At 68.2% G+C, this 24348-nt stretch carries 24 protein-coding genes and 1 pseudogene; 6 read left to right on the top strand and 19 right to left on the bottom strand.

Annotation, left to right across the window (positions count from 1 at the left end; translation table 11 throughout):
* The 9 genes and pseudogenes from A5773_RS12730 to A5773_RS12685 all read right to left on the bottom strand — a co-directional run.
* Positions 1–436: DUF1707 domain-containing protein (locus tag A5773_RS12730; RefSeq protein ID WP_156744831.1), on the bottom strand; the 436-nt coding region annotated here is incomplete at its 3' end.
* Positions 437–442: 6 nt separating this feature from the next.
* Positions 443–2224, bottom strand: a complete 1782-nt coding sequence (locus tag A5773_RS12725) for a serine/threonine protein kinase PknE (protein ID WP_066953632.1) — start codon at positions 2222–2224, stop codon at positions 443–445.
* A gap of 101 nt (positions 2225–2325) precedes the next feature.
* Complete coding sequence (locus A5773_RS12720; protein WP_066953634.1) at positions 2326–2667, bottom strand: hypothetical protein; 342 nt, start codon at positions 2665–2667, stop codon at positions 2326–2328.
* Between the two features lie 144 nt (positions 2668–2811).
* Positions 2812–3501, bottom strand: coding sequence for a pyrimidine reductase family protein (locus tag A5773_RS12715; RefSeq protein ID WP_082948210.1), 690 nt, complete (start codon positions 3499–3501; stop codon positions 2812–2814).
* A gap of 2 nt (positions 3502–3503) precedes the next feature.
* The gene (locus A5773_RS12710) at positions 3504–4001 is read right to left on the bottom strand and encodes a flavin reductase family protein (RefSeq protein ID WP_066953643.1); all 498 of its coding nucleotides are present in this window, start codon (positions 3999–4001) and stop codon (positions 3504–3506) included.
* Between the two features lie 46 nt (positions 4002–4047).
* Positions 4048–4455, bottom strand: coding sequence for an ArsI/CadI family heavy metal resistance metalloenzyme (locus tag A5773_RS12705; protein WP_066953645.1), 408 nt, complete (start codon positions 4453–4455; stop codon positions 4048–4050).
* A gap of 26 nt (positions 4456–4481) precedes the next feature.
* Positions 4482–5979 (bottom strand): annotated as a pseudogene (gene arsB, locus A5773_RS12695) (ACR3 family arsenite efflux transporter).
* Positions 5976–6302, bottom strand: coding sequence for a helix-turn-helix transcriptional regulator (locus A5773_RS12690; protein ID WP_066953654.1), 327 nt, complete (start codon positions 6300–6302; stop codon positions 5976–5978). Before A5773_RS12690 ends, arsB begins: the two are co-directional and overlap by 4 nt.
* Positions 6303–6340: 38 nt before the next feature.
* The gene (locus A5773_RS12685) at positions 6341–7513 is read right to left on the bottom strand and encodes an APC family permease (protein ID WP_369817360.1); all 1173 of its coding nucleotides are present in this window, start codon (positions 7511–7513) and stop codon (positions 6341–6343) included.
* 128 nt (positions 7514–7641) lie between these two features.
* Here A5773_RS12685 and A5773_RS12680 point away from each other — a divergent pair, with 128 nt between their 5' ends.
* Both A5773_RS12680 and A5773_RS12675 read left to right on the top strand, forming a co-directional pair.
* Positions 7642–8388 carry an ArsR family transcriptional regulator gene (locus tag A5773_RS12680; protein ID WP_232001843.1) on the top strand — a complete coding sequence of 249 codons (747 nt, stop codon included), beginning with the start codon at positions 7642–7644 and terminating at the stop codon, positions 8386–8388.
* A 1-nt stretch (position 8389) separates the two neighbouring features.
* Entirely contained in the window at positions 8390–9847 is a 1458-nt protein-coding gene (locus A5773_RS12675; RefSeq protein WP_067791135.1) for a multicopper oxidase family protein, read from the top strand.
* A gap of 2 nt (positions 9848–9849) precedes the next feature.
* On the opposite strand, the gene A5773_RS12670 is transcribed toward A5773_RS12675, so the two are convergent.
* Positions 9850–10974 (bottom strand): FAD-dependent oxidoreductase, encoded by a 1125-nt coding sequence (locus A5773_RS12670; RefSeq protein WP_067261860.1) that lies wholly within the window; start codon positions 10972–10974, stop codon positions 9850–9852.
* Positions 10975–11057: 83 nt separating this feature from the next.
* On the opposite strand from A5773_RS12670, the gene A5773_RS12665 reads away from it, so the two are divergent.
* Positions 11058–11903 carry a hypothetical protein gene (locus A5773_RS12665; protein ID WP_369817359.1) on the top strand — a complete coding sequence of 282 codons (846 nt, stop codon included), beginning with the start codon at positions 11058–11060 and terminating at the stop codon, positions 11901–11903.
* Here the strand turns inward: A5773_RS12665 and A5773_RS12660 are convergent.
* The gene (locus tag A5773_RS12660) at positions 11896–12828 is read right to left on the bottom strand and encodes a TIGR03619 family F420-dependent LLM class oxidoreductase (protein WP_066953664.1); all 933 of its coding nucleotides are present in this window, start codon (positions 12826–12828) and stop codon (positions 11896–11898) included. The two genes, A5773_RS12665 and A5773_RS12660, sit on opposite strands and share 8 nt — an antisense overlap.
* 134 nt (positions 12829–12962) lie before the next feature.
* On the opposite strand from A5773_RS12660, the gene A5773_RS12655 reads away from it, so the two are divergent.
* The gene (locus tag A5773_RS12655) at positions 12963–13646 is read left to right on the top strand and encodes a PadR family transcriptional regulator (protein WP_066953666.1); all 684 of its coding nucleotides are present in this window, start codon (positions 12963–12965) and stop codon (positions 13644–13646) included.
* A gap of 52 nt (positions 13647–13698) precedes the next feature.
* Here A5773_RS12655 and A5773_RS12650 read toward each other — a convergent pair whose 3' ends face one another.
* The gene (locus A5773_RS12650; protein ID WP_156659550.1) at positions 13699–15411 is read right to left on the bottom strand and encodes a 3-ketosteroid-delta-1-dehydrogenase; all 1713 of its coding nucleotides are present in this window, start codon (positions 15409–15411) and stop codon (positions 13699–13701) included.
* Positions 15412–15513: 102 nt separating this feature from the next.
* Here A5773_RS12650 and A5773_RS12645 point away from each other — a divergent pair, with 102 nt between their 5' ends.
* The gene (locus A5773_RS12645; RefSeq protein ID WP_066953668.1) at positions 15514–16644 is read left to right on the top strand and encodes a Rieske 2Fe-2S domain-containing protein; all 1131 of its coding nucleotides are present in this window, start codon (positions 15514–15516) and stop codon (positions 16642–16644) included.
* Between the two features lie 4 nt (positions 16645–16648).
* Positions 16649–16939 carry a ferredoxin gene (locus A5773_RS12640; RefSeq protein ID WP_066953938.1) on the top strand — a complete coding sequence of 97 codons (291 nt, stop codon included), beginning with the start codon at positions 16649–16651 and terminating at the stop codon, positions 16937–16939.
* An 85-nt stretch (positions 16940–17024) separates the two neighbouring features.
* On the opposite strand, the gene A5773_RS12635 is transcribed toward A5773_RS12640, so the two are convergent.
* The 7 genes from A5773_RS12635 to A5773_RS12605 all read right to left on the bottom strand — a co-directional run bounded on the left by A5773_RS12635 (position 17025) and on the right by A5773_RS12605 (position 24321).
* Entirely contained in the window at positions 17025–18101 is a 1077-nt protein-coding gene (locus A5773_RS12635) for a hypothetical protein (RefSeq protein ID WP_066953670.1), read from the bottom strand.
* A 72-nt stretch (positions 18102–18173) separates the two neighbouring features.
* A complete protein-coding gene (locus A5773_RS12630; protein WP_082948211.1) occupies positions 18174–19064 on the bottom strand; it encodes an alpha/beta hydrolase in 891 nt (296 codons plus the stop codon).
* Positions 19065–19131: 67 nt separating this feature from the next.
* The gene (locus A5773_RS12625; RefSeq protein WP_066953672.1) at positions 19132–20001 is read right to left on the bottom strand and encodes an SDR family NAD(P)-dependent oxidoreductase; all 870 of its coding nucleotides are present in this window, start codon (positions 19999–20001) and stop codon (positions 19132–19134) included.
* Complete coding sequence (locus A5773_RS12620) at positions 19998–20477, bottom strand: nuclear transport factor 2 family protein (protein WP_066953673.1); 480 nt, start codon at positions 20475–20477, stop codon at positions 19998–20000. Before A5773_RS12620 ends, A5773_RS12625 begins: the two co-directional genes overlap by 4 nt.
* Positions 20478–20547: 70 nt before the next feature.
* On the bottom strand, positions 20548–21573 hold the full coding sequence (locus A5773_RS12615) for an acyl-CoA dehydrogenase family protein (protein ID WP_066953674.1): 1026 nt from the start codon (positions 21571–21573) through the stop codon (positions 20548–20550).
* On the bottom strand, positions 21570–22709 hold the full coding sequence (locus tag A5773_RS12610) for an acyl-CoA dehydrogenase family protein (protein WP_067791157.1): 1140 nt from the start codon (positions 22707–22709) through the stop codon (positions 21570–21572). The genes A5773_RS12615 and A5773_RS12610 overlap by 4 nt, the downstream gene beginning before the upstream one ends.
* 25 nt (positions 22710–22734) lie before the next feature.
* Positions 22735–24321, bottom strand: coding sequence for an acyl-CoA synthetase (locus A5773_RS12605; protein WP_067791134.1), 1587 nt, complete (start codon positions 24319–24321; stop codon positions 22735–22737).
* Positions 24322–24348: the final 27 nt, after the last annotated feature.

Here is a 24348-nt window from a genome sequence, read left to right as displayed (position 1 = left end):
TGGTGAGCTGGCTGTATCGCGACGGCAACTGGGCCAGCGGCGGCCCCGAGAACGCGGTGTCATCCCGCTTGGTGGTCATGGCCGCGGAGCTACTGGGGGCCGCGGTGGGGGCGGCGGATGGCGCTGGGGCCGAAGGGGTGTCGCGCTGCAGTCCCCAGGCGAGGCCGGCGCCGAGCAGCACCAGCGCGACGGCCACGGCAATCCAGGCCCGGCGCCTATTGATTCCGGCCGGCGTCGACGGCGGTCGTGCGGCGGCCGGGCGGATCTGGAGGTCGGTCACCAGCGACCGCAGCTCGCCCAGCGTGGTCGCCCTGGTTGCCGCGGCTACCCGCTCGCGGTGCTCTTCGGTCGACAGCTGGCCGTCGCCGAGGGCCGCGTCGAGCGCTTCGCAGGTCCGGTTTCGGTCGTTGTCGCTCGCCCGGGTGTCATCGATCATCGCCCGCTACCCGATGAGCTTCGTCAGCCAGGTCGGGTCGGAATAGTTCACCGACGCGGTGCCGTCCCACACGAACGGTGTCGAATTGGCGTTGAGCCCGGACAGCGTCGCGTACCCGGCCGCGGACTTCGCCTTGCCCGTGCCGACGTCGTCCCCGGACTTGATGCACGTCAGCACGTCGGCGTCCGCGCCGATGTTCTTGGCCAGTTGGGCCAGTTCGCCGTCGGTGCGGTCCTCCGCGGCGTCCTCCGCCGGCTGGAAGTTGCTGGCGAACAAGCCCGAATAGAAGGCGGTGTAGGTCTTGGCGTCGTTTTGCGCTGCGACGCAGTACGACGCCGCCACCGCCCGGGTCGAATAGTTCTTGCTGTGTGACTTGTCGTCGAGGAAGTCGAGCAGGTGGTAGCGCACCGCGAGCTTCTTGTTGTTCACCGCGCTCTCGATGTCACCCGCGTTCGACCTGATGAAACTGCCGCAGGGCGGGCAGATGGGTTCGTTGAACACGTCGATGGTCATCGACGCCGCCGAGCTGCCGACGAACACACCGTCATCGAGGACCCGGAGCGCGACGGCATCCGGTGCTGGCGGCGGCTTGGTCGGCTCCGGCGGCGACGCCGACTCCCAGGGCCGAACGACGGCGAGCGCCACGCCCACGGTGGCCACCAGGGCGGTGGCGGCGACGCCCACCCACAGCCAAGGCTTTCTGCTGCGCCGCGGCGGCTGGCCCCATGGCGGCGCCCCGGCGATGCTGGGAGTCCAACTGGGGGAACCGGCCCAGCCTGTCGGCTGGGGCACCGGACCCCCGGGCGGTGGCGGCGCCGACCACATCGGACCGGACGAAGGGGCGTGCGCCGGGGCGGCCTGGGCGATTCCCCCGGGCTGCTGGCCGGCGAACGCCGCCGGCATCCGCGCCACCTGGCTGCGCGCCAGGATGTCGGTGGCCCGGTCCTGGTCTGGTTCGGCCAGTGCCGCGTAGGCCGCCGCCGACAGGTCACCGCAACTGGCGTAGCGGTCCGCGGGATCCTTGGCCATGCCGCGGGCGATCACCGCGTCGAAGGCGACCGGGATGCCGGGCCGCGCGGCACTGGGCCGCGGGATCGCCTGGTGCAGGTGGGCACCCATCACGCTGATCTGGTCGCCGGTATACGGCGGGGATCCGGTCAGGCACTCGTACAGCACGCAGGCCAAGGCGTAGATGTCGGCCCGATGGGTGACCTCGGAGTCGCTGAAGCGCTCCGGGGCCATGTATTTGACGGTGCCCACGGTGGTGCCGATCTGCGTCAGCTTTTCGTCGGCGGTGGCGCTGGCGATTCCGAAGTCCACGAGGTAGGCGAAGTCGTCGCCGCTCACCAGGATGTTTTCCGGCTTGACGTCGCGATGCAGGACGCCGGCGGCGTGCGCGGCGTCGAGCGCCGAGCCGATCTGGCGCACGATGGCCACCGCCCGGGGCGGGGACAGCGGCCCGTACCGGCTCAGCATGGTGGCCAGGTCCTTGCCGTCGATCAGACGCATGTCGACGTACAGCTGGCCGTCGATCTCGCCGAAGTCGTGAATGGGGACGACGTGCGGTTCCTGCAGCCGGCCCGCGGTGCGGGCCTCGCGCTGCATGCGGGAGCGGAAGACCGGGTCGGTGGACAGCGTCTGCGACATCAGCTTCAGCGCGACGGTGCGTTCCCGGACCGTGTCCTCGGCCTCATAGACGTCGCCCATGCCGCCGCGACCGATCAGCCGCCGCAGCAGATATGGCCCGAACTGCGAACCCTCCCGCGAATCCGCGGTCGTGTCACCCATCCCGACTCCTCAGTCACCGACCGTGCGCAGGCATAAGGCTAAGGTTTCACAGGCCACTGGGCACGGCGAATAGCGAAAGCCAGCTAATTGGGCAACGCGGATTAACGGAGTTCGTCGTCACCGTTGGTGCGTTCGGTCAGCCCTTCGCGGGACAGGGCGCGGACGAATCCGAACGCCTGCATCCCGGCGGGGCCGGGGTTTTCGGTGATCCAGTCGTTGATCTTGCCGAACGCGTTGGCCAGGTCATCGCGCTTGACGCGGACCAGATAGGTCATCCTGTCGTCGTCCGGATCGTCGATGGATTCGGCGACGGCGACGGGATTCTTGAAGGCGTACGCGATCCCGTGTACGGCGTCGTGGTTCAGCGCCCATTGAAGTTCGCTGGGCCGCAGCCGGTTGACCGCCAGATTGCGGTAGTCATGGTCGTCTTTTGAGCTGCTCACCTGGCCGATAGTCCTCCTCTGTGTGGCTCGAGAAAGTGGACGGCGAGGAATTGAAAATGATGCCGCGCAGGCGATTCGATACGAGTGCGCAACCGGGCATTTCCATCATAGGAAGCGGTCCCGTCGGCTGCATGTCGAGCGGAATCAGCGGCGATATTTCAAGAACAGGTAACCGTCGCAAGCCAGCGCGTGTTCGAGGCGCATCGTCACCGGTGCGGGCAGCGACGACGGGGTGAGACGTTGGCCCACCGGCTGGCTGGCGGCGAGTTTGGGCGCCAAAGTCACGCAGATCTCATCGACGGCGTCGGCTTCCACCAGCTCGTCGAGCACGGTCGGGCCGCCCTCGCACAGGATGCGGTGCAGCCCCCGCGCGCGCAGCCGCCCGACGGCCCGCGCCACGTCGACGGATTCTTCGCCGGCCACCAATACGTGCCGCCCACCGTCGCCGAACTCGTCTCGCGCCGCCGCTGCGTGCGCGCACGTCACCACGATCGGTGGCTGGTCGGGGTCGCCGAACAGCCTCGACGGGAGCCGGCCGCTGCGGCTGATCACCGCGATCGGGGGCGGTGCGGTCCGGGCCGGGTCGAGGAGCCGCACCGGGCCGTAGTTCTCGGCGCGCGCGGTGCCGGCGCCCACCAGGACGACGTCGGCGAAGCCGCGCAGGGTTTTCAGCAGCTGTTGGTCGATGGGACACGACAGCGGACCGGCTCGACCGCCGAAGGCGGCCGCGCCGTCGGCGCTGAAGATCATGTTGGCGCGCACGCCCGGCGGGGGATCGGCGTAGAACGATGCGAGTTCGGTGATGCCGGCGACGGTGCCCACCCGGGGGATCACTGCTACGCCTCGTGGCCGGGTTCCAGATGCTGAACGTCGCTGAATGACACCCAGCTTTCCAGTTCCCGCGGGGGCCGGCCGTCCACCGGCGCGAGCAGATGCCCTACGTGGTCACCCAGCGTGAAACGCTCGAGAATCTCGCCGACGAACCATGCGGCCGCGTCGTCGAGGATGGGCATCCGCGCCGGACCGCTGTGCCACGAGCAGCGGTCGAACTTGTTGATCTTGTCGCCGGTTTGGCTGCCGAACAGCTCGACGATGTCGAGGTGCTCGTGGTCGAACACGTGCACCGCCAGGTGAGTCGCCTCGGTGGCGACCCGGAATGTGTGGTTCTTCCGGGACAGACCGACCAGAAATCGGGGTGGGTGAATGCTGGTCTGGCTGGCGAACCCGACCAGGCAGCCCGCCGCGACGCCGTCGGCCCGCGTCGTGACGACGTACATCGGGTAGTTCAGCACCGCGACCAGCTTTTCGAACGCGTCTTCTCCCGGGTCGGCCATCCGGTCAGTGTTCCCGTTGGGCCCGCGGGGGAATCGGGCGGTGCCCCTAGGCCTGGCAGCAGGGCTCGTCGGTGGTTTCTCCGAAGGTGTCGGAGTCCGCGATCACCGTGTAGACCTCCCAGCGTTCCCCGCCGGGACCGGTGACCCAGACCTTGTCCTGGCTGGCGAAGCAGCAGGTGGTGTTGAGCTCCTCCTCGGTGACCAGCCCACCTTCGGCGAGGCGGGCGATTTCGGCGTGCACGGTGTCACTGGTGGCGACCTCCACGCCGAGGTGGTTGAGGCTGCCGCCGTGGCCGGGATTCTCCAGCAGCACCAGCTTCAGCGGGGGCTCGGCGATCGCGAAGTTCGCGTATCCGGGTTTGACCTTGGCCGGTTCGGTGCCGAACAGCTTGGAATAGAAGGCGATCGCCTGGCCGAGGTCGTCGACGTTGAGGGCGAGTTGCACACGAGACATGAGGTGTCCTTTCTTTCGGTGCGGGGCTATGGGGTGGTGGGCAGGAGTTCGGCGATCAGCGCCTCGACGCGGTGGGCGATGTCGTCGCGGATGGCGCGCACCGTGGTGAGCGGCTGGCCGGCGGGGTCGGGCACGTCCCAGTCGCGATAGGACACTCCCGGAAAGTACGGGCAGGTGTCACCGCAGCCCATGGTGATGACGACGTCGCTGGTTCGCACGTCGTCGCCGGTGAGGATTTTCGGGTCGGCGGCGGCGATGTCGATGCCTCGTTCGGCCATGGCGGCAATCGCAACGGGGTTGACCTCGTCGGCGGGTTGCGTTCCGGCCGAGCGGACTTCGATGCGGCCGTCGGCCATCGTGCTCAGCAGGGCGGCGGCCATCTGTGAGCGTCCGGCGTTGTGCACGCAGACGAACAGGACGCTGGGTTTACCGGACATCGGCGCGGGTCCCTCGGGTCGACTCGGCCGGGAACAGCCGGGCGCGCAGCGCAAGCGAAACGTAGACCAGCCCAACCAGCACGGGCACCTCGATCAGTGGTCCGACAACCCCGGCGAGGGCTTGCCCCGACGTGGCGCCGTAGGTCGCGATGGCCACCGCGATGGCCAGTTCGAAGTTGTTCCCGGCGGCGGTGAATGCCAGCGTGGCGGTGCGGGCATAGCCGAGCCGCAGCAGCAGGCCGAGGCCGTACCCGCCCGCCCACATGATCGCGAAGTAGGCCAGCAGCGGAATGGCGATGCGGGCCACGTCCCCCGGCCGGGACGCGATCGCATGGCCCTGCAGCGCAAACAGAATCACGATGGTGAACAACAACCCGTACAGCGCCCACGGCCCGATGCGGGGGATAAACCGCATCTCATACCAGTCGCGGCCCCGGATCCGTTCGCCCAGCCGCCGAGACAGGTACCCGGCGAGCAGCGGGATGCCGAGGAAGATGAGCACCGCCTTGGCGATCTGCCATGGCGAGACGTGGATGCCGGTTTGGGGCAGGCCCAACCACCCGGGCAGCACCGATAGGTAGAACCAGCCCAGGGCGGCGAACATGACCACCTGGAACAGCGAATTGAGTGCGACCAGCACGGCCGCTGCCTCGCGGTCCCCGCAGGCCAGGTCGTTCCAGATGATGACCATCGCGATGCAGCGGGCGAGCCCGACGATGATCAGGCCGGTGCGGTACTCGGGCAGATCCGCCAGCAGCGACCAGGCCAGCGTGAACATCACCGCGGGACCGATCACCCAATTGAGCAACACCGAGGACACCATCAGCTTGCGGTCGGCGGTGACCTCGTCGAGCCGGTCGTAGCGGACCTTGGCCAGCACCGGATACATCATGACCAACAGGCCGACCGCAATCGGCAGCGAAACCCCTTGCACCGCAACCGCGCTCAGCGCCGTTCCGAGCCCGGGAACGATGCGTCCAAGCAACACGCCAGCGGCCATCGCCGCACCGATCCATATCGGCAGGAACCGGTCCATGACAGGGAGCCGGGCCGTTGCCGCGGCTGCGGTGGACGTCGGCGTGCTCATGGCTTCAAGACCGACGAAAGTTGCTGCAGCGCGGCGGGAATCACCCAGTAGTACACCCAGGTGCCGCGTCGCTCGCAGTCCAGCAGCCCGGCCGAGCGCAGCAACTTGAGGTGATGGGAAATCGTCGGCTGCGAAAGGTCGAAGGTCGCCGAAATCTCGCAGACGCAGGCCTCGCCGCCGGGGTGGCTGGCGATCAGGCTCAACAACCTCAGGCGCACGGGGTCGCCCAGGGCTTTGAACATCGTCGCCAGCTCGGCGGCCTGGGACTCGGCCATCGCGGCCGTCCCCAGGGTCGGGCAGCATGCCACCTGTTGATTCGACATTCTTCTATATAAGCACTTATCGAATCAGCGCGCCACCCTCACTTCGCGCGGACGAGCCGAATCGCGTAGGCGGCGACGCCCAACCCCAGCACCGTCACGCCCGACAGCACCGACGAGGGCGGCATCGCGAACGCCAAGACGACACACCCGACCAATCCGAGCACCGGGATCGCGCGGTGCGGGCGGCCCTCGTCGGGCTCGAGGGTGAACGCGGAGGCGTTGGCCACGGCGTAGTAGATGAGCACGGCGAACGAGGAGAACCCGATGGCGCCGCGCAGGTCGGCGGTCGCGGCCAGGACCGCCACCACGAGGCCGATCAGCAGTTCGGCGCGGTGGGGGACCCCGAACCGCGGGTGCACGCTTGCGAGAGCGTGCGGCAGGTGGTGGTCACGGGCCATGGCCAGCGTGGTCCGCGAGACGCCCAGGATCAGCGCCAGCAGGGAGCCCAGTGCCGCGACGGCAGCCCCCACCTGGACGACGGGAACCAGCCAGGCCGTCCCGGCGGCCCACACCGTGTCGACGAGCGGCGCCGTCGCCTGACCGAGGCGCCGCGGCCCGAGCACCGAGAGCGCGGCCACGGCCACCAGCGCGTAGACGGCCAGGGCGATGGCGAGGGCGAGCGGTATCGCGCGGGGGATGGTGCGCGCCGGGTCGCGCACCTCCTCGCCCAGGGTGGCGATGCGCGCGTAGCCGGCGAAGGCGAAGAACAACAGCCCCGCGGCCTGAATCACCCCGCCGACGGTGGTCCCCGCCGGGCGGACGTGTACCGCGTCGCCCGCTGCGGACGTGAACGCGGCGACGACCACCGCGGCCAGCACGGCGAGGACGAGCGCGACGATGACGCGGGTCAGCCAGGCCGACTTCCGCACCCCGGCGTAGTTCACCGCGGTCAGCGCCACCACGGCGGCTACGGCGACCGGGTGCGCGTGCGCGGGCCACGCGTAGGAGCCGATGGTCAGGGCCATCGCGGCGCACGAGGCGGTCTTGCCGACGACGAAGCCCCACCCCGCCAGGTATCCCCAGAAGTCGCCCAGCCGCTCGCGGCCGTAAACATAGGTGCCGCCGGAGGCGGGGTAGCGGGCGGCCAGGCGCGCGGACGAGGTGGCATTGCAGTAGGCCACCACCGCGGCCACCGCCAGGCCCAGCGGCAGGCCCGAGCCCGCGGCGCGCGCGGCCGGGCCGAGCGCAGCGAAGATCCCGGCGCCGATCATCGAGCCGAGCCCGATCGTCACCGCGTCGAACAAACCCAGGCTTCGGCGAAGCTCGCCGGAGTTCTTGTCGGCCAATCGGTCTCCTCACCGCGCACGCAGCGGCCAACCTATCAAAATAGTTTGATGTAATGTCTGCTGGGATGGCGGCGAGCAAGACGGCGGTTCCGTCGCTGATGCGAATGGCGTCGCACCCGGTGCGCTGGGCGCTGCTGACCGAATTGGCGGGCAGCGACCTCCGGGTGCGGGAACTGGCTGCCGCCGTCGACGAGCCGCAGAACCTGATCTCGTATCACTTGGGGCTGCTGCGCTCGGCCGGCCTCGTCGACGCACGGCGCAGCAGTTTCGACGGTCGCGACACCTACTACCGGCTGAACCTGACGGGCTGCGCGGGGGCGTTCCGCGAGTCGGCCCTGGCGCTGCACCCGGCGCTGGCGCCGACTCCTGTCGCCAAGCCGGCGGCGCGCTCGGTGCTGTTCCTGTGTTCCGGCAACAGCGCGCGCTCGCCGATGGCCGAGGCGCTGCTTCGGCGACGGGGCCAGGGCCGCATCCGCGCCGCCAGCGCCGGCAGCCATCCCAAACCGCACCTGCACCGCGACGCGATTCGCATCATGCGCGACCGGTACGGGGTCGACCTCGCAGCGCAGCGGCCGCAACCGTTGACCGCGGTGGCGCGGCGTCGCTTCGACTGCGTGATCACGCTGTGCGACAAGGTCCGCGAGTACGCGCGCGGCCACCACCTGGCGACGACGATGCACTGGAGCCTGCCCGATCCGTCGGCCGGCGGCTACCGCGAATTCGAGAGGGTGGCAAGCGAATTGGACGAGCGCATCGACTTCCTCCTGCCCGTTCTCGACGCTTACCCGCGGGGGCGATGACGTGTCGCTCGCTAGGCGTGACTTCTTCAAGTGGGGCGGCCTGGCCGCGCTCGCCGCTAGCGGGGGCGCGTGCGCACGGCCAGCTCCACCCGGCGCCAAGGCCGATTACACGCTGCGAATCGGCACGGGGGCAGTCGAATTGGCGCCTGGTCACGTCGTGTCGACCCTGACCTACAACGGCCAGTTTCCGGGCCCGCTGCTGCGCTTCAAAGAGGGTCAGCGGACGACGGTGGACGTCTTCAACGACACCGATTCCCCCGAGCAGCTGCACTGGCACGGCCAGCACGTCGGCGGCGACGTCGACGGCTCCGCCGAGGAGGGCACGCCCTACATCCCCGCGCACGGCATGCGGCGGATTTCCTTCGTCCCCGGCCCGGCGGGCTTCCGCTTCTACCACACCCATGTGGTGCCGCGATCCGACCTGTCCCGCGGTCAGTACACCGGACTCGTCGGCCCCGTCTACATCGAGCCCAGGCAGAACCCCGGGGCCTATGACCAAGAGGTCTTCCTGACGCTGAAGGAATTCGAGCCCGCGTTCAGCCGCGGCGGCGACATGGCCAGTGAATTCCTGGCCGGCGACGAGGACCCGGAGCTCAAAGCCAGGGGGGAGTCGTCGATGGCGGCCTCGCTGGCCCGTGGCGAACCCCGCGGCTTCGAGGTCGGCTACGGCGCGTTCGCCGTCAACGGCCGGATGCTCGGCCACGGCGATCCCATCCGCGTGCGGACCGGCGAAAAGGTTCTGCTGCACGTCCTCAACGGCAGCGCCACCGAGACCCGCAGCTTGGCGTTGCCCGGGCACACCTTCAACGTGGTTGCGCTGGACGGCAATCCCGTTCCCAACCCGGCGCCGGTGCCCGTGCTGTGGCTCGGTGCGGCCGAACGCATTTCGGCGGTGGTCACCATGGAGAACCCCGGGGTGTGGGTGCTGGGCGACCTGTCCGACGATGACCGCGGCCACGGCATGGGCGTCGTCGTCGAATATGCCGGGCGCGGCGGGGATCCGCAGTGGGCGACGCCCCCGCCGTCCAAGTGGGATTACCGGCTGTTCGCGCCGCCCAACCCGGCGCCGGCCCCGCCACCCGATCACACCATCGAGCTGCTGATCGAGAAGCGCAACGCCGCTGACAACGGGTTCAACGTGTGGACGTTCAACGGCACACCGTTTTCCATGGACACCAACCAACCCGTGCTCAATGTGCAGCGCGACAAGCGCTACCGGCTGCGCTTCCGCAATGCCAGCGACGACTTGCACCCAATGCACCTGCACCGGCACACATTCGAAATCACCCACTTCGCCGGCACGCCGACGGCCGGCGTGCGCAAGGACGTCGCGATGCTGGGTGGCTACCAGAGCATGGACGTCGACTTCGTCGCCGACCAGCCCGGCCTGTCGCTGCTGCATTGCCACCAGCAGATCCACATGGATTACGGGCTCATGCTGCTGCTCAACGGCGCCTGATCTCAGCCGAGCGGATTGTTCTCCCGCACACCGCGATACATGCCCCAGCGCACGATCCACGGCATCACCACCCGCTCGACCGACCACAACGGAAATCGGAACGCGTGCCCGGTGGGCAGAAACACTTCCAGCCCGTCGGGTTGGATACCCACCAGCGAACCCCACCGCCGCGTCGGCGCACGGTAGGTCTCGAGCCGCCCGCCGCTGAGTTCGGCCCGGACATTGCGGGCCACCAACGCATCTCCGCGGTTGCGGGCCGAGCTCCGCAGCGGATCGGTCGCCGCGACGTCGCCGACCGCGAAGACAGCCGGGTGCCCCGGGACGCGCAGTTCTGGGGTCACGCGTACGAACCGGTCCTCGTTCAGCAGCTCGCGCGGCAGCCAATCGGTGTTGGGGCGCACCCGCCCGATCGCCCACAGCACGGCGTCGGCGTAGGCCGGGGGTTGTCCGGTGCTCCAGGACACCGGGTCACCCGTGATTTCGTCGCCCGCGAAGGCGTCGGGCAGGACGGCGCGGTGGCCGGGGTGGATGCCCACGCCCAGGGCGGTGAGCCGGCCGCGAATCCGGTCCCAAATTCGTGGGTGGTACTCACCCAAGGCGCGCGATCCGGGGAAGTACAGGTCGATCCGCTTGTCCGGCCACGTGGTGGCCATGTTGAGCGCGCTGCTCACCGCCGCCGCGCCGCCGCCCACGACGACGACGGAACCGGCGGCCGCCAGCCGGTCGTGCGCGGCGCGCAGCTCCGCCCCGACCTCCGTCGCCGATTGCAGCGTCGGCCGGCGCCAGAAGCCGTTACTGACCCCGGTCGCGATGATCAGCGCGTCGTACTCCTCGGCGAGCTCCGCCCCGTCGGCGCGTTTGCCCAGGACGGTGCGGGCGGCCAGGTCCACGCTGGTCAGCCGGGCCTGCACCGTCCGCACCCGGTCCAGGCGCCGGAACCGGTCGAACGGAATCCAGTAATCGCGGGCCCAATCGTCCGGGCGCGAGAGCCGAACGCCGAGTTCCTGGCCGCTGACCAGCGCGGGCTTGACGGAGATGCCGACGACGTCGGCGTGCCCGGACAGCCGGATCGCGGCCAGGACACCCGCGTCTCCAAGCCCGGCAATGACGACACGCTTGCGGTTCATGTCGCTATCCTGCCTGGCATGAAGTTTTCGACCACGCGCTGATCGATCGATTGCCAGGAGCACGTGAGTTGATCGCCACCGAGATGCAGCGGCCGATGCACCCGCGCGCGCGTGCCGCGTTGCGCGCCGCCGTGCGCGCGTCGGCGCCCCGGCCCGACGCCGCCCGGCGGGCTGCCAAGGACTTCGAGAAGCCGGGCCTGGCGGCGGTGTGCGCGGAGATCCGGTGGGCGTTCACCGCGCCCCGCACGTGGCTGATGGGGGTGGTCGCCAACATCATCTTCGCCGCGGCATGGCTACTGGTGCAGCCGCTGACCATCGGCCGCCACCACACCGACTGGGTGATTTTGATTGGCACCTACTTTTCATCGTGGGTGCTGGCCGACGTCACCACCACCAACCTGTTCGGCGCCGATCACTATCGCGTCCTGGCGGGCCTGTCCGACGGCATGCCGTTCTGGCGAATCCTGCTGATCAAGAACCTCGCCCTGCTTGCGATCGTCGGGCTGCCCACCTTGCTGGCGGCCATGGCGTTGACGCTGTGCCTGGAAACGCCTGGGCGGCTGGGGATCACGATCCCTACCGTCGCCGTGCCCATCGTTTCCTGGCTGGGGATCGGCAACCTGATCTCGGTGCTGCATCCGGTCAGCGTCGAGCCGCTGATCCGGCGCTGGCGGCAGCGCGGCAACCGGCGCCGCACGGGCAGCTGGCTGACGGTGCTGACCCTTCCGTACGCGCTGTACTACATTGCCGACCCGATGAACGGGGTCGAGCACAAGGTGCTTTGGACGAAGCTCCCCGCGATGATCTGGCCGGTGTTCGGTCGCGACACCAAGAGCTTCGTGCACCTGGCGATAGCCGTGGGCGTCTGGGTCTTCGGCACGGCCACCGCGGTGTGGTGGGTGCGCAAGCGCGGGTTGACGATCAGGTGATCGGTCCGGCCACTTTGGGCTTGATCTCCTCGATCACCCACTGCGCGTAGTCGAGGTATTCGTCGACGCCGCCGACGGCGGGGATGGGTACGGCGCTGACCGTCACGCCCTGGCCGGCGAGCCAGCCCAACCGGTCGACGATCTCGTCGGCGCTCATGCCGGGCCGTCCGGCCGGGTCGTCGCGTGCGACGTGTCCCTCACCGACCCGGTTCGTGCTCAGCCCGTACATCACCTCGAACGGCCGGCCGTCATAGCACGGCTGGGATTTGAGGTAGTCGAGCCTGTCGGCGATCTGTTCGGGTGGCGTCAGGAACGGCCACCAGCCGGACGCGTACCTGGCCGCCCTGCGCAGCGCGGCATCGGCGTCTCCGCCGATCCAGATCGGAAGGTGGGGCTTTTGAACCGGTTTCGGCTCGAACGCGATGCCGTCGAACGACACGTAGCGGCCCTCGAATCGCGGGGTGTCACTGGTCCACAGCTCCACGATGGCCGCCAGGTATTCGTCGGCGATGCGTCCCCTTTCGCCGAACGGCACCCCGAGGAGCTCGAATTCCCTTGCCAGCCAGCCGACCCCGAACGTAACCATCATCCGGCCCCCGCTCATCCAGTCCGCGGTGGCCAGCGCCTTCGCCAGGGCGATCGGCTGGTGCAACGGCAGGATGGTGACGCAGGAATTGACGGCGACCCGGTCGGTCGCGCCGGCGATGTAGGCCTGGGCGGCCGTCGAGTGCAGGTAGTGCGGCCCGGACAGCTCGACGTGCTCGGTGGGGATGACGAGATGTTCGGGGACGGCGATCATGTCGTAGCCCCACCGGTCGGCGCACTTGACCATGCGGGTCTGGTCGGGCCCCGTGACCGCGGCCTCCCAGGGTTGCGTCATCGCCGGCAGGCGCACCATGTGGGGCAGGGGGAACGCGAATTTCATGGTGGTTTCCTCCAAAGCCCATCACGCATGCCCGGGGACCGGCTGTATCCCTTGCGACCATCGCCCACCACACTGCATCCCGCCCAGCGGTCCGCGTCAAACAGATCCTCGTCGCGGGTTGTTAACCTTGCGCCGTGGCCTCCGAACCGGACCCTACCGGCCAGTCGAAGGCGGCGCTTGCCGCCACGAGTTGGGCGCTGCTGGGCATGATGTCCTACGAGGAGGAGGTCTCCGGCTACGACCTGAAAAAGTGGATCGACTGGAGCGTCGATCTGTACTACTGGAGTCCGTCGTATAGCCAGATCTACACCGAGCTGAAGAAGCTCGAGGGGCTGGGCCTGGTGACCTCACGCGTTGAGCGCGACGAGGGCCCGCGCAGCCGCCGGCTCTACAGGATCACGCCGGCCGGGATGGCCGCCGTCACCGACTGGACCAACAACGCCCCGGTGGACCCCCCGGTGCTCAAGCACAGCGTCCTGCTGCGGGTGACGTTTGGTCACCTCAGCAACCCGGCCCGGCTCAAGGAGCTGCTCGCCGAACACGTCGCCTACGCCGAGGCCAGGCACCGCAAGGCGGTTGAGGACGCCGACGGCGCCGAGGCCCAACCCGCATGGGCGTATTCGGTGATCGCGCTTCGCTGGGCGGCCAAGTACTACGCCGCGGAGCGCGAATTCGCGCTCGAACTGATGAAGGACATCGACGGGGCGGACGCCATTCTGAAGAAGGCGGCGAAGGGGGGCTTCGGGCAGCCGCGCCCGATGCCCGGCTACTGGCGTGAGGTCGAGAAGCAGGTCGAGGCCAAACGCAAAGCGGACTGATCCTGATGGCGGCGACCCGCTTCGCCCGGCCTCGCCGCCCTCGCGATCGCCGCTAGCGCGTCGCGTCCCGCGCCGCCGCATCGCGGGCCGCGATGAAGCCGTACACCAGGCCCTGCGCGATCGTCGCCCCCGCGCCCGGGTACGTCGTGCCGAACGCGTTGGCGGCGGTGTTGCCGATCGCGTACAGGCCGGCGATCACGCTTCCATCCTCGCGGAGCACCCGTGCGCGCTGGTCGGCCTTCAGTCCGCCGCACGTGCCCAGGTCGCTGAGCACCATCTTCACGGCGTAGAACGGGCCGTTGACCAACGGGCGCAGATTGGGGTTCGGCTTGATCGTGGGGTCGCCGTAGTAGCGGTCGTAGGCGCTGCGCCCCCGGCCGAAGTCGGGATCCTCACCGGCGGCGGCGTTTTGGTTGAACCGCGTCATCGTCTCGCGGAATTCCGGCACCGACACGTTCATCCGGGCACCCAGCTCGCCGAGGTTGTCCGCACGCACCGCGATGCCCGCGTCGTACCAGGCTTGCGGGATGCGCATGCGCGGGAACAGTTCGGCGCCAAAGACATAACTGTTGCGGTACTGCTGGTCGAACACGATCCACATCGCGTCCACGGGGCTGCCCGACCGCTCCAGCTCGAGCAGCCGCTGGCCGAACGACATGTAGTCCGCGGACTCGTTGGCGAATCGGTGGCCGTTTTGGTCGACGATGAGGCTTCCGGGCAGTGAACGTTCGGCCAGCATTACCGCCGGCGCCTTGCCCGGCAGGGGCGCGATGGCGGGAAACCACCAGGCTTGATCCATCAAAGCGATATCGGCGCCGAATTCCTGCCCCGCGCGAATGCCGTCGCCCGTATTGGATTGGGCCCCCAGGCTCAGATTGGCGCCCAGCGACTCGGACTGGAACTTCCACCGCATGTCCATGCTGTGGTCGAAACCGCCCGTTGCCAGCACCACTGCGCGCCGGGCGGTGATCGTCACCTCGCGCCCGTCATGGTCGACGACCGCGCCAGTCACCCGCTGCCCGTCGCCTTGCAGGCGGACGAGCGGGCAGTCGGTCCACACCGGGATGCCGGCGCGCAGCACCCCCGCGAACAGCCCGGCCATCAGACCCTGGCCGCCCGCTGCGTAGCGCCGACCGATCAGCCTCCCGCCGAAGCCCTGGGCCACCCGCTTGCCGAACGTCGGGATGCCCTTGCGCGGCACCCGGGCCACGAGGTTCATCCACCGGTAGTCGGCGCCCGTCGTCGGTATCGAGACACCGGCCTCGAGCACGCCGGGGCGCAACCGGGCGCGGTACCGGCCGAGGATCGAGGTGTCGAACGGGTGGCATTCGCACGTCCGGCCCGCCGCGCTGCCACCCGGCTCCTCGGGGTGGTAGTCGGAGTAGTCGCGGGCCCAGAACAGCCGCAGCGGGGTCGCTCGGCGCAGCATGTCGACCGTCGCCGGGACGTGGGCCACGAATTCGGCCGATCGCTGTGGCGGGGCCGAACCCGCCACCACCGAGTCCAGATACGCGACGGCGCGCTCGGGGGAGTCCCCGGCGCCGGCGTCTCGCAGAATGGGACTGACGGGTAGCCACAACGCGCCGCCCGACCGGGCAGTGGACCCGCCCACGTACGACGACTTCTCCACGATCAGCACCGACAGCCCGAGTTCGTGGGCGGCCAGTGCCGCGGCCATGCCGGTCCCGGACCCGACCACCAGCAGGTCGACCGTCATATCGGCCACGGGTAGCCCGGCGGGGATCGTCGCGCTCTGGGGGTTCACGCGCAAAACCGTATGCCCAGGCCGCCCGGCAACGGAAGAGCCGTCCTGATCAGTGGGAACAAGCGGCTCCGCAAACGGAGCGACGGGAGTTTAATCATCCCTATGACGACGCAGTCCGAGGTCGACGAAGTTCGGCTGATTGAAGCGCAGGCCGTTCCGACGCGGTTCGCCCGCGGCTGGCACTGCCTGGGCCTGACTCGGGGTTTCGGTGATGGGAAGCCGCACGCCGTCAACGCCTTCGGACAAAAGCTCGTTGTCTTCCGCAGCGCGAACGGCACCATCAACGTCCTTGACGCCTTCTGCCGGCACATGGGCGGTGATCTCTCGCAGGGCGAAATCAAGGGCGACGAGATCGCCTGCCCGTTCCACGACTGGCGCTGGGGCGGTGACGGGCGGTGCAAGCAGGTGCCCTACAGCCGGCGGACGCCGAAGTTGGCGCGCACCGCGGCGTGGACCACGCTGCAGCAGGACGGGATGTTGTTCGTGTGGAACGACCCGGAACGAAAACCGCCGCCCGCGGAGGTCACGATCCCGCGCATCGAGGGTGCCACCAGCGACGAGTGGACCGACTGGCACTGGTACACCACTGTCGTGCACAGCAACTGTCGCGAGATCATCGACAACGTGGTGGACATGGCCCACTTCTTCTACATCCACGGCTCGTTGCCCACCTATTTCAAGAACATCTTCGAGGGGCAGGTGGCCACCCAGTACATGAACGGCGGGAGCCGACCCGACATCGGTAGCCCCGAGGGGACCACGATGCTGGGGACCACGTCGGTGGCGTCCTACTATGGGCCGTCGTTCATGATCGACGACTTGACCTACCACTACACCGACGGCGACGCCAAGACGATCCTGATCAACTGCCACTATCCGATCGACTCGAATTCCTTTGTGCTGCAATACGGCATCATCGTCAAGAAGTCGGACAAGTTGCCTGGCGATGAGGCGCTGAAGACCGCGATCAGCCTGGGCGACTTCGTCAAGATCGGGTTCGAGCAGGACGTGCAGATCTGGCGGCACAAAGCGCGCATCGACAACCCGCTTCTGGTCGAGGAGGACGGGCCGGTCTACCAGTTACGTCGCTGGTATCAGCAGTTCTACGTCGACGCCGCCGACGTCCAACCGGACATGGTGGACCGCTTCGAGTTCGAGCTCGACACCACCCGGCCCTACGAGGCGTGGATGAAAGAGGTCGAGGCCAACATGGCCGCGCAGGGTGCCGGTTAGTGTGATGCCGCTCGATTCGCCTGTCCGGCAGGACAATCGCCTCGACGAGATGCCGATGTGCCCCGTTTGGTGCCGGAGGTGCGGCGCGCAGGTACTGGCTCGCAAAAGTAGCTGGAATCAGACCAGCGTGCAGTGGAACGCCGATGCGACGGCCCGGTGCGTCGAGCGGGCCGAAGCACAGAGGATTTCCACGCCCGGCGGTCGCGGCGTGTTCCTGGCGTGTTCGGCGTTGCAGGGGTCGATGCTCGAGGCCGTACGGCGTGGCGGTTTGGCGATCGTCGACGAAACTGTTTGACCCTTATTCCGCCGGCCGTCGAATTATGGTGGCGGTGAAGGAGTTTCCGTGCAGACAGGTCGACGTTCGGCGGTGAGGTGGTCCGTCATGCGAGCTGGAATGCGCTGATGGGCGCCTCTTCGGGGTAGACGGCGGGGCCGCCCAAGTCATAGCCGGCGTTGAGCGCGCCGATGAACGCCGGGTCGTGCAATGGCTCACTGGGAATGTCGAGCTTGATGCCCCTGCCGTTGAGGTCGTCGACCATGATGTCGATGGCCTTCTCGATCGTCAGGTCGTGCGAGCCCTCCATGTTCTTCTTCAGCTCGTCATGGTCGGTGAACACCTCTGCGGACCAGTGCACCAGGAACCGCAGTTGGCCGGTGGGGTGGCGGGCGATCACCTCGTCGCCGTTCTTGAGCAACCATTGATGCCGATCACCGGGGTCACCGGAAAAGACGGTGTCGAACGACAATCCGGCCGGAACTTGTTGTTCGAGTGGTCCGTTCGCTTCGCCGCGATGCACCATCATTTCGTTCTGCACCACCACGCCACGGTTGTTGATCGGCGGCAACACGCGTTTGGGGGCCTTGAGCGGCCCGTCGGGCCAGTAGGTGAATCCGCTCCCGGGATCGAGCGAGAACCAAGTGATCACCTGCGCCATCTTGATCAGGTACTCGCCGAACAGGCCGGACTTGCCCATCACGCTGGTGAGCCAGGTCGGCGCGTTCTCATGACGCACGCCGCGAAAGCTCGGCGAGTCCAGATGTCCCGGGTCGCGGTTGGCACAGGGCCCGTTGATGTTGAAGAGCATCAGCTGCGGCTTGGCGTACTGGGCGTTCCAGTAGCTTTTAGCCATCTCGAGGAACCGCGCGTTGTAAAAGCAGTCGTACAGCTCGGGGTAGAGCACCGCACCGTAATTGGCGAGGTAGCCGCGGAAGGTCGGGGTCAGGAACAGGTCGAGCGATGGGGTGAAGCCTTCTGGGAAAAGGCCGCTCATGGTGGCGATCAGCTCATCGGGTGACGCGAAGTGTTGCGCGATGATCAACCGCCACGGCCCTTCGGTGCGTACCACGTCGAGCAGGCGTTCGCGCTGATCGTCGGTATAGACGTTGTCGATCTCGCGCGGCGGCGCGGCCGGCCGTAACACGTCGGAAAGCTCCATCCGCCGGTCGTCGGTGAGCATCAGCTGTCTCCTCTGGAAGTTCGTGGTCTGATTGTGGGCGGCGTGGTGGCGATGCGCGCGGCGGTGACCCGGTCACCGGGACGTCAAAACTTCGACCGGATGGCCGAACTTGGCCCGTAGTAGCGCGCCGATCTCGGCGATGGCCAGCCGGCCCCGCGCCGTGGCATCGGAACGCATCAGAAATCCGTGGCACATCCCGGGATAACGGGTCAGGGTGGTCTGCACGCCGGCGTCCCGCAGCCGATTCGCATACCGCTCACCCCAATCCCGGATCGGGTCGCACTCCGCGGTGACGACGATGGCCGGAGGGAGCCCGGCGAGCTCGGATGCGTATGCGGGAACCAGGTATGGGCTGCTGGGCGCACCCGCATCCCCGTCGACCAGGGAGTGCATGTAGTCGATGTCATCGCGGGTGAGCATCGGGGCGTCGGCCAAGGAGGTGACGGACGGAGCCGTCATGTCGCGGTCCAGGCCTGGATAAAGCAGCACCTGCGTTCGGATCGGCGGCCCGCCGCGATCACGGGCGGCGAGCGCGACGCCGGCCGCCAGTGCGCCACCGGCGCTGTCGCCGATCACCCCGAGTCTTTCGGGGTCGACCCGGAGATGGCGGGCGTTCCGTGACACCCATTGCGTCGCGGCGTACGCATCGTCGAACTGCGCGGGCGGCGGCCACTCCGGGGCCAGGCGGTAGTCGACCGCTACGACGGTGGCCGCCGACGCCGCAGCCAGCTCACGGGCCAGGGGCTCGAACGAGCGGTTCGACCCCATCACGAGCCCGCCGCCGTGCAAATACACCAGCACGGGTCCGGCGCTCCCGGTGTCGGGACGGTAGACCCGTGCCGGGAGGTCGCCGGCGGGACCGGGAATGGCTTCTTCCGTGACGGCGGCCATCTCGGCCATCGACTCGGGCGGTGGCGCGGATTCGAGCGCGGCGCGCACCGCCGCGAGCCCGCGCTGGCGCATCGGTGGGATGTCACCGAACGAAGCGATGCGAGCGGCGGCATCGGGGTCCAGTCCGCAGGTCCCCGCCTCAGAGCTGGTCGGCACCGAACCGGCGTTCCGTGCGCAGTGCCGGGGGTCGTTGCGTGGCAAGCACTTCCGCGCGCTCCGCCATCGCCGCCCCGACTTGGGGATGGGTGAGCAGGTAGAATCGGTCCTCGGCGGCCTGTTGGAACAGCGTCTCGGCGGCCGCCAATGGGTCCATCCCCACCGCTTTGATGTCCAGCATGGCCGCGCGATGCGTCTCGGCGGCGCCGACATCGGCGGCCTCCGTGGCATCGACGCCGCCCGCGGATTCGAAGATGTTCGACACCACCGGTCCGGGCAACACCGCCTGCACATGTATGTGGTGGTCGTGTCCCGCCAATTGAACCTCGGTGCAGAGGCATTCGGTCATCGAGAGCACGGCGTGCTTGCTCACGATGTAAGGCGTCTGCAACGGCATTGCCACGACGGCGCCGACCGACGCAACGTTCCACACCCACGCCTGCTCGTCGACGGACATCATTTTCGGCAGAAATGCCCGCACGCCGTAGAAGACTCCGCTGATGTTGACGTCGACGACGCGCTGCCAACTCGTCACCGGCGTGTCCCACAGATAGCCGAACTGTTCGATCCCCGCGTTGTTCACCAGCAGCCGCACCGCGCCGAAATCCCGATAAACCCGGTCCGCGAGGTCCTGCACCGCCTCGGGATCACGCACGTCGCAGACGATGTCGACGGCCGTGCCGCCGGCCGCGCGCAGTTCGCCGCGCAGCGCTGCGATCCCGTCGGCGTCGATGTCGGCGAGCACCACGGTCATGCCCAACCGGTGGGCGTGCCGCGCCAAACCGGCACCGATCCCTGATCCAGCCCCGGTGATGACGGCGACGCCGCCGGAGAATGCGTCGCCGGCGGTCATGACGGTGCGGTGCTGTCGGCATGCAGGTCGGCCAGCAGGACCGAGTTCGTCGCATCCAGAACCACGTCCATCTCCGTGAATTGCAGTCCGTCTGCGCCGCGCCGCACGCCGACGTTGACGACCCCGCTGGACACCGCGAACGGCACGAAGTTGGCGATCTGGTTGACGAGGATGTAGAACCGCGCCCGGGTGATCGCACCGTCGGTCCCGGTGCGGTGGATGTTGGTGGCGTGGTGTCGCAGTGGGTACGGGCTCTGCTTGCGGTGCTCGGACAGCCAGTCCATCACCGCATCGCGGCCGTTGAGTTCGGGCGACATCAGTTCCTCGAAAGGGCTTGCGCCCGAATCGCTTCTAGTCACGTAGCGCACGTCATGGGCGTATCTAACCGCAAGCTCGTCGTAGTGGGCCTCGTCGTAGTGGTACCAGAACTCGCCGATGAACTCCTGCAGTTCCGACAGCGTGACGTCGTTGTTCATGGCATCGAATCAAACCCCATTGTGACCGCGGCGGCACCGCGACCGCCCGATCAGTGGAACACCGTCCGTGTCACTCGGTAATGAGGCTCCACAAGCCCCCGGCGCTCGCGTGCATTGCGGCGTCGGTGACGACGTCGTCCCAGTAACGCATCGAACCGAACTCCGATCGCCACGCGAGCGCAGCCCTGGTGAATTCATGCAGGCGGTGCTCACGGGTGGTGCCGATGGCGCCGTGCACTTGGTGGGCGTTTCTGACCACCACGGATGCCGCGTAGCCCGCACACGAACGCGCCGCGGCCACAAGGAATTCCAGCGTCGGGCTCGACCACTCCGCCGTGACGCCGGCCGTCAACGCCGCCTCGGTTGCGGCCCTGGCGAGCGCGGCCTCGGCGGCAATGTCGGAGACCAGGTGCTGAACGCCCTGGAATTTCGACAGCGGGCGCCCGAACTGGGTTCGCGAGCTGACGTGCTCGATGCACAGCTGCAGTATCTCGTCGAGGGCGGCGCACACCTGGATCGCCCGCACCAACCCTGACTTCAGCCGCAGCTGGCGCAGAAGGGTCGGGCCGATTGTTTTTCCCTGTAAGCCGGAGAGCTCGGCAGCCACGGTGTCGCGTGGCTCACCGATCAGATTGACGCCGGGGGTGATGCTGAGCCTTTCGGGGGCAACGTCGGTGACGCGATATTGTCCGTCGGCGCGCCATACGACCACTACCCGTTCGGCCATGCTCGCCCACGGCACCTCCGTCGCGACGCCGTGCGTGTCGACGACGCAGACCGTCCGCGCCGCGCCGTCGGCGGCCGACCCGTTGGCCTCCAGGAGCCAGCATGCCAACAAGTCGTGCTCCGCCAGTGGGATCCGGATACCGCTGCGCACCGACGCCTTCAGGAGTTCGGCCGCCTCGTACCACCCGGCCCCGCTGCCGCCGTGCTCGACCGCACCGGTGAGGCGCAGAAGACCGAGTTCGGCGAGCTGGCGCCACAGATCAGAGCCCCGCTCGACGAGCGTTGCGCCCGCGAGCTTTTCGCGGTGACCGGCAAAGACGGCACCCATCATGTCGGCCAACGCTTCGTCGACGGACGGCCGGGCGCTCACCGCAGCCCCAATCCGCGGGCGATGACTCCGCGAAGCACCTCGTTGGTGCCGCCGCGCAGGGTAAACCCGCGCCGCTGGTCCACGGCGGCACGCACCAAGTCCGCGAAGATCCGATCGGGGGAGTCCTGCAGGTCGGCAAACTCGGCGATGTCGCCTTCGGTGCTGGTGCCGAGCACCTTTACCAGGGCGGCGGGGATGTCGGCCGGCTCGCGCCGTTCCAACGCGCCGGCCACCGCGGTGGACATGTGGTGCAGGCCGGTGACCCGCGCAACGAGCCTCCCCAGATCCGCGTTGCGGGGAATGGCGTTCGCCGCCATCCGGTCGGCGCAGGCGGCCAGCAGGACGAAGGTCGACAGGTACCGCTCGGGTCCGCTGCGCTCGAAGCTCAGCTCGGAAGTCACCTGCCGCCAGCCGTCGCCGATTGCGCCGAACACCATGTCGTCGGGGACGAACGCCTCATCGAGTATCACCTCGTTGAAGTGGTGGGCGCCGTTCATCGAGACGATCGGGCGCACTTCGACGCCGGGCCCGCGCAGGTCGACGATGAATTGGCTCAACCCGGCATGCCGGTGCTCTGGATCCGGTGGCGTTGTGCGGGCGAGCACGATGAACGCGTGCGCGAGGTGTGCGCCCGACGTCCAAACCTTGGTGCCGGTCAGCGACCAGCCTCCGTCGACGCGCCGCGCCCTGGTGCGCACGCCGGCCAGGTCGGAGCCGGACTCCGGTTCGCTCATGCCGATCGCGAAGAAGCACTCGCCGCGCACGATCCGCGGCAGGAAACTCAGCTTTTGCGACTCCGTGCCGTATTTCAGCAACGACGGCACGATCTGCCGGTCGGCGATCCAGTGCGCGGCGACGGGGGCGCCGGCGGCGAGCAACTCCTCGGTGACGGCGAACCGCTCCAGGAACGAACGCCCGTGGCCGCCGTATTCGACGGGCACCGTCATTCCCAACCAGCCGCGCGCCGCGAGCGCGGCGGTGAAGTTCTCGTCCCATCCCGACAGCCAGGCGTCCACCGACGGGGTGAACGCCCCGGCCGCCCGCTGGTCGTCGAGGAACTGCCGCACCTCGTCGCGAAGGCCCTGCGTCGACACCGGGTCGATCGAGTTAGGGGGCACCAACCGGGTGAACGCCATCACCGTATCTTCCACCCTGTGCGTTTCACCGCTCAGCTGATCCCGAGCTGAATCGCTCGCGCAGCATCCGTTTCAACAGCTTGCCGCTGGGGTTCTTCGGTAGCGAATCGACGAAGAAAATTCGCTTGGGCGTCTTGAACCCCGCCAGGTGCGCGCGGCAGTGCGGGAGTATGTCGCCCTCGGCGAGGTTGACGCCGTCGCGCAGCACCACCGCGGCGACGACGGCCTCGACCCAAACGGGGTGGGCCAGCCCGAACACGGCGGCTTCTTCGACGCCGCTGTGGCGGTAGATGACTTCTTCGACTTCCCGGCTTGCGACGTTTTCCCCGCCGGTCTTGATCATGTCCTTCTTGCGGTCCACGACATGCAGCAGCCCGTTCTCGTCGTAGTAGCCGAGGTCGCCGGAGTGGAACCAGCCGCCCCGGAAGGCCTCGGCTGTCTTCTGCGGGTCGTCCAGGTAGCCCAGCATCAAATGCGGGCTGCGGTGGGCGATTTCACCGACGACGCCCGCGGCAAGCGGGGCGCCGTTGTCATCCAGGATCGCCGTCTCCACGTTGGCGACCGGACGCCCCGCCGAACCTGCGTGTGCGTCCTGTTCGTCGGGGGCGAGCGCGGAGGCCAGCGGCGCCATTTCGGTCTGGCCGTAGAAGTTCCACAACCTCAGGCGCGGCAGGCGCTCCCGAATCTCGCTGAGGATCTCAACCGGCATCGCCGAGGCGCCGTAATACCCTTTGCGCAGGCTGGACAGGTCGACGGTGTCGAAGACGGGTGATCGCAGCAACGAGATCCAGACCGTCGGTGGGGCGAAATAGTTGGTGACGGCGTAGCGCTCGATAGTGCGCAGGACGAGTTCGGGATCCGGCCGCGGCAGGATGATGCTGGTGGCGCCGAGATAGACATCGGTGGCCAGGAAGTTGTCGAGCTGTGCGCAGTGGTAGAGCGGCAGGGAATGGATCTCGACATCGTCGGCGGACTTGTCGCCGGCCAGGATCGTGCTGATGTAGTTCCACATCAGGCTTCGGCTGGTGTGCATGGCGCCCTTGGGTCGCGATTCGGTGCCGCTGGTGTACATCAGGCGCACCAGTTGGTCGTCGTCGATGTGGGGGCGTGGGGCCGTCGAGGTGGTGCTCAGCCACTCGGCGAAGTCGGGCCAGCCACGCGCGGCGGACTGCCCGGGCGGCAACAGCACCGCCTTCGTAGCCACCGATCCACCCAGTCGCATGGCCCGGTCAGCGGTGGGGGTCAAGGCCGCTTCGACGATGAATCCTCGTGCGCCACTATGGCCGAGGATGTAGGAGACCTCCTCGGCGGTGAGCATGAAGTTGACCGGGACGAGGACAACCCCCGCCCGCGCGGTGGCGAATACCAGTACGGCGTATTGCCAGCAGTTGTGGGACAAGAGCGCCAGCCGGTCGCCGGCTCTGAAACCGTTGTCGGCCAAGGCCGCGGCCGCACGGTCCACCAGGTTCTCGAGCTCGGCGAAACTCAGCACGACGTCACCGTCGACAATCGCGATCTTGTCCGGGTGCCTGCGCGCCGGCCGGCGGGGGATATCGCCGAGCGCGTGGCTGCGCGCGCGCGTGATGGTGACGTCAAGGTCGCCCGACTGCATGCGCGCCACCGTAGGCGCCGATACTCG

The organism is Mycobacterium sp. 852014-52450_SCH5900713 (assembly GCF_001667075.1).
Lineage (GTDB): Bacteria > Actinomycetota > Actinomycetes > Mycobacteriales > Mycobacteriaceae > Mycobacterium.
The sequence above is the reverse complement of the archived record's forward strand: the minus strand, read 5'-3'. Positions and strand labels throughout refer to the sequence as shown.

Bases quoted from the DNA above. Each gene is read 5' to 3' on its own strand.
- A5773_RS12610 (WP_067791157.1), bottom strand. From the start codon at position 22,709: ATGGCGTTCACCCGGTTGGTGCCCCCTAACTCGATCGACCCGGTGTCG.
- A5773_RS12690 (WP_066953654.1), bottom strand. From the start codon at position 6,302: ATGTCGAATCAACAGGTGGCATGCTGCCCGACCCTGGGGACGGCCGCG.
- A5773_RS12665 (WP_369817359.1), top strand. From the start codon at position 11,058: ATGCAGCGGCCGATGCACCCGCGCGCGCGTGCCGCGTTGCGCGCCGCC.
- A5773_RS12630 (WP_082948211.1), bottom strand. From the start codon at position 19,064: ATGCGCCAGCGCGGGCTCGCGGCGGTGCGCGCCGCGCTCGAATCCGCG.
- A5773_RS12710 (WP_066953643.1), bottom strand. From the start codon at position 4,001: ATGGCCGACCCGGGAGAAGACGCGTTCGAAAAGCTGGTCGCGGTGCTG.
- A5773_RS12645 (WP_066953668.1), top strand. From the start codon at position 15,514: ATGACGACGCAGTCCGAGGTCGACGAAGTTCGGCTGATTGAAGCGCAG.
- A5773_RS12605 (WP_067791134.1), bottom strand. From the start codon at position 24,321: ATGCAGTCGGGCGACCTTGACGTCACCATCACGCGCGCGCGCAGCCAC.
- A5773_RS12635 (WP_066953670.1), bottom strand. From the start codon at position 18,101: ATGCTCACCGACGACCGGCGGATGGAGCTTTCCGACGTGTTACGGCCG.
- A5773_RS12685 (WP_369817360.1), bottom strand. From the start codon at position 7,513: ATGATCGGCGCCGGGATCTTCGCTGCGCTCGGCCCGGCCGCGCGCGCC.
- A5773_RS12670 (WP_067261860.1), bottom strand. From the start codon at position 10,974: ATGAACCGCAAGCGTGTCGTCATTGCCGGGCTTGGAGACGCGGGTGTC.
- A5773_RS12660 (WP_066953664.1), bottom strand. From the start codon at position 12,828: ATGAAATTCGCGTTCCCCCTGCCCCACATGGTGCGCCTGCCGGCGATG.
- A5773_RS12625 (WP_066953672.1), bottom strand. From the start codon at position 20,001: ATGACCGCCGGCGACGCATTCTCCGGCGGCGTCGCCGTCATCACCGGG.
- A5773_RS12705 (WP_066953645.1), bottom strand. From the start codon at position 4,455: ATGTCTCGTGTGCAACTCGCCCTCAACGTCGACGACCTCGGCCAGGCG.
- A5773_RS12640 (WP_066953938.1), top strand. From the start codon at position 16,649: ATGCCGCTCGATTCGCCTGTCCGGCAGGACAATCGCCTCGACGAGATG.
- A5773_RS12680 (WP_232001843.1), top strand. From the start codon at position 7,642: ATGTCTGCTGGGATGGCGGCGAGCAAGACGGCGGTTCCGTCGCTGATG.
- A5773_RS12620 (WP_066953673.1), bottom strand. From the start codon at position 20,477: ATGAACAACGACGTCACGCTGTCGGAACTGCAGGAGTTCATCGGCGAG.
- A5773_RS12725 (WP_066953632.1), bottom strand. From the start codon at position 2,224: ATGGGTGACACGACCGCGGATTCGCGGGAGGGTTCGCAGTTCGGGCCA.